The following is a 3977-nucleotide window of genomic DNA, read 5'->3' as shown; positions in this document are numbered from 1 at the left end:
AAGGTGGGCATACTCCCTATCAATACTGTTGGGGCGGCGGGCTAGGTAAAGTCGAGCCCATGATGAATCCAGGGCTTACTGAATTCTTACAGCGTAAACAAAAAGGAGACCGGCTCGGTATTGTCGTTTTAGATTTTTATAATAATGAATTGAGTAATATAGATAATAGGAATGCAGAGCTTATTATTAATACCAACTCTGATGTAATATTAAAAATCTAGGGTCTGTTGATCTTTCTAGAGTGTTTTTAGACAGCATGGCAAGACGTTATAATTTTCTTCGCCAAAAGTAACCATAATCCTCAAGCTATGCCAAGACTTATGCTAACCGATGCCCGCAGGGAAAAGCTATTTCATTTAATGAGGAGCACTGGCAGTGTTTATGACAAACCTGAACATAAGTAAATATTCGAAGATATTCTTTACCGCCTTCTAACAGATATCCCTTGGCGAGATACCTGATGGGATTGGTCATTGGAATATGGCCTTTAGGCGATTTAATTGGTGGTAAAACATATCTTCCTTTTATTCAAATCTTAGCTAATCCTTCTGACATGGAAGGGAACATTATTGATGGCTCGATAATGCGGGTTCACCTATATTAAGTAGTGAGAGTATTAGTAAACGTTGAGGCGGTAATTCAACCAAAACCCACCTAGTAGTGGACTGTGGGGGATTACCAATTTATTTCGAATAATCAAAAGTCCTGATAACGCGATATTAAACCTAGTTGAGCACTTGAAAGAGTGTTGACACTGTGATTGCTGATAAAGATTATTACAGCGATGTTTTTTGTAAATTTATTGAAGTAAAGGTGACTAATCCATTATTCAAACACGCCTCGATATAAATACTCCTCAGAAGAAGGTTGATTAATGTTTATATCGTTATTGGTTTATAGTAGATAATGCTTCTGGAAGAGTTAAACACTATCAAGAAATATTGAAATGTACTACTCCAGCATTATGTTGCTGGCACATTACGCTAATTTCGGTGCCGATTCATTCATAATACAGCTAGTACTAGGAGGAGGACAAAAAGTATAGTAATCACTAAGCATGTTAAATTGGGTTAATAAATACGATGAGGATATAGATGATGAATTATAATGCAACTACTGAGAAAAATGGAGCTGAACAAGTAAATTATGTGACATTTTGGCGAGACCCTTCCACCATAGTGACACAAGGAAACTTCTTCTCTATTATGCAAGTTACAGAGGATATGAAAAAGGCAATCAAGGATAGTAAAGGTCAATATCTCTTTTCAGAAGTAGGTGCTGGAATTAAAGCTATTGTTTTAATTGGCACCTCCGTTCAAGTTTTTAATTATCTAGAAGAGAACTCCAGTGTTTACATTGAAAATCAAATTAAAGAGCTTCCTGAAATATATGTTGGAGTAGCTAATTATATAAAAAAAGCTAAATATATAGGTCTATTTCCTTTGCAAGACATTCTAGTGCAAGCGGTCAATCAGGCATCGGCATTTACACCAGGGAATATAGTAACTGATGCAGGTGGAGTCCCTCAAAATCTGAAGGGATTATATGATGTAACACACTCAATGAGTAGTAAAGAACAATCAGTTGGCCAGTTGATTTATGTGAAAATTAGTTATTTTAAAGAAGATAAAATGGAATTAGTTGGCAAATCTAGAATTAGCTTAGGAAATATTTTGAAATATATGCAGAAAAATAGATGAAATATCGTGATATTTATTGTTTAATGGTCATTGTCACTTTTTATAATTATAATTAGCAACATTCTATAATTAAGCCGTTAGCATGTAGATTACACTGCACCGCTATCGGCTTAAACTTAAAAGTTTTTTGGCGGCTTTGTTTCCTAAATCGAGTCAGCGAAAAAACTCTCATCATTGTTCAAATATCAAGCTACACAGTGGGTTTCAGGCATACCTAGCCCAGGGCGAGATCGTGAATATATTTTAACCGTTTTGCCCCCAATTTGACGGACGGTGTCGATTATGATCTTATGCTCTCTTTTTCTTATAGAGAGCATCAGAGCATGTACCTTGAAGCCTTCACGTCTCATTTCAACTCGATTGCTGACAGCCGACAATCTGCCAAAGTAACTTACCCATTGCATGATGTATTGTTCGTCACTCTGTGTGGTGTGATTGCTGGGGCCGAAGGCTGGTCAGAAATCCATGACTATGCTCTCGGACATCATAACTGGTTTAAAGAAAAGGGAATTCTGACCGAAGGTGCCCCTGTCGATGACACCATTGCACGTATTATCTCTCGTATCGAGCCGGAACAGTTCCGACTGTGCTTTGCTAATTGGATGCGAGCCATTCATGAGATGAGTGATGGTCATCTTATTGCTATCGATGGTAAAACGCTTTGTGCCTCATACAATCGTGAAGACCGGCGCTCAACCATTCATATGGTCAATGCGTTTGCCTGTGCCAATAAAGTGGTGCTGGGGCAAGTAAAAACTTCAAATAAATCCAATGAGATAACCGCAATCCCAGCACTGCTCCAGTTGTTAGATATAGAAGGAGCGCTGGTATCAATCGACGCTATGGGTTGCCAGACAGAGATTGCAACGCAGATAGTCGAGCAAGGAGGTGACTACTTACTTGCAGTGAAGGCGAATCAAAGTTCATTACATGAGGCCGTGGTCAGTGCTTTCAGTGAAGCGCGCAGCAATCCTCTTGATGGACTCGTTATTGAAAAGAATAGAGGCCGTATTGAGGCAAGAGCCTACTATGTAATGCCTGCAAGCCAGCTCCAAGCTAACTTCTCTAAGTGGATGAAATTGAACACATTAGGTATGTGTTTGAGTTATCGGCATACGAAAGGGAAAGAGGCGGAGCTGAGCTACCGTTACTATATCAGTTCAGCCACACTCGATGAGCAACAGTTAGCCGATTCAGTTCGTGGTCATTGGGGAATTGAGAACTGCTTACACTGGGTGCTAGATGTCTCAATGAAAGAAGATAGTTGCCAGATTTATCAACATCATGGGGCTGAAAATTGGGCCATGCTTAGGCAAATATCACTGAATATGCTTAGGGCTAAATGAAGAAATCACATAAGAGTTATCCCCAGGCATTTAAAGATGAAGCTGTCTTGATGGTGCTAGAACAAGGTTATAGCGTTGCCGATGCGGCAAAGTCTCTTGGAGTTAGCACGAGCCTGCTTTACAACTGGAAGGAAAAACACGAAGCCCTGCAACAAGGCATCACCTTAGAAGAGCCTGAGCGTGATGAGTTGAAGCGATTGCGTAGAGAAAACAAAGAATTACGCATGGAGAAAGAAATTCTAAAAATACCCAAGGGGCACGCCGAGGCAAGCGCCTTCTTTGCGAGAGAAATGATGTAAGATTTCGTTTCATCAAACTGCAATCTCACCTGTTTCCTGTAGCACTGTTATGTCGAGTCATGAGTGTAAGTAAATCAGGTTATTACGATTGGCATAAGCGCCCTGCAAACGTGATAAGCCTTGAAACACTGAAGCTTTATCGCCTTGTTCGACAGCTATTTAAGCAAAGTCGAGGCAGCTTAGGGGATCGTGAAATGGTGAAGAAATTGCGCAAGGAAGGCTACCAGCTTGGTCGCTATCTCGTTCGTAAAATGATGCACCGCCTTCGACTCAAAGCAACCCAGCGACGCGCTTACAAGGTGACGACGCAGCGGAAACACTCAAATGCAGTGGCTGATAACCTGTTAAACATGAACTTTAATCCCGTATCGGTTAATCAGGTTTGGGCGGGTGACGTGACCTATTTAAAGACGGGTGAGGGCTGGATGTATTTAGCTGTGGTGATGGATTTATATTCACGCCGGATTGTGGGATGGCACATAGACAAACGCATGACCACAGATTTGATATCTAAGGCATTAATGAAAGCCTACAACCTGCGCTAACCAGCGCGAGGGTTGGTATTTCACAGTGACCTAGGCTCGCAATATACCAGTAAGCAATTCGGTAGGCTGCTATCGAGCTATGGTATC

The 3977-nt window shown here is 40.8% G+C and carries 2 protein-coding genes and 3 pseudogenes; all 5 read left to right on the top strand.

Features of this window, described 5'->3' with window-relative positions; all coding sequences use genetic code 11:
• On the top strand, positions 1–221 hold a 221-nt coding region (locus L5L77_RS22365), incomplete at its 5' end, for a hypothetical protein (RefSeq protein WP_263223429.1).
• A gap of 87 nt (positions 222–308) precedes the next feature.
• Positions 309–941, top strand: a pseudogene (locus tag L5L77_RS22360) (transposase); the annotation flags it as partial.
• Positions 942–1097: 156 nt separating this feature from the next.
• The gene (locus L5L77_RS22355) at positions 1098–1700 is read left to right on the top strand and encodes a hypothetical protein (RefSeq protein WP_263223433.1); all 603 of its coding nucleotides are present in this window, start codon (positions 1098–1100) and stop codon (positions 1698–1700) included.
• Positions 1701–2023: 323 nt separating this feature from the next.
• Positions 2024–3043, top strand: a pseudogene (locus tag L5L77_RS22350) (ISAs1 family transposase); the annotation flags it as partial.
• Positions 3043–3977 (top strand): annotated as a pseudogene (locus tag L5L77_RS22345) (IS3 family transposase); the annotation flags it as partial. The pseudogenes L5L77_RS22350 and L5L77_RS22345, both read left to right, overlap by 1 nt.

Origin of the sequence: Shewanella sp. SM29 (assembly GCF_025654245.1) — a bacterium.
Classification (GTDB): Bacteria; Pseudomonadota; Gammaproteobacteria; order Enterobacterales; family Shewanellaceae; genus Shewanella; species Shewanella oncorhynchi.
Note: the sequence above shows the minus strand (reverse complement) of the source record. Positions and strands in the feature narration are given on the sequence as shown.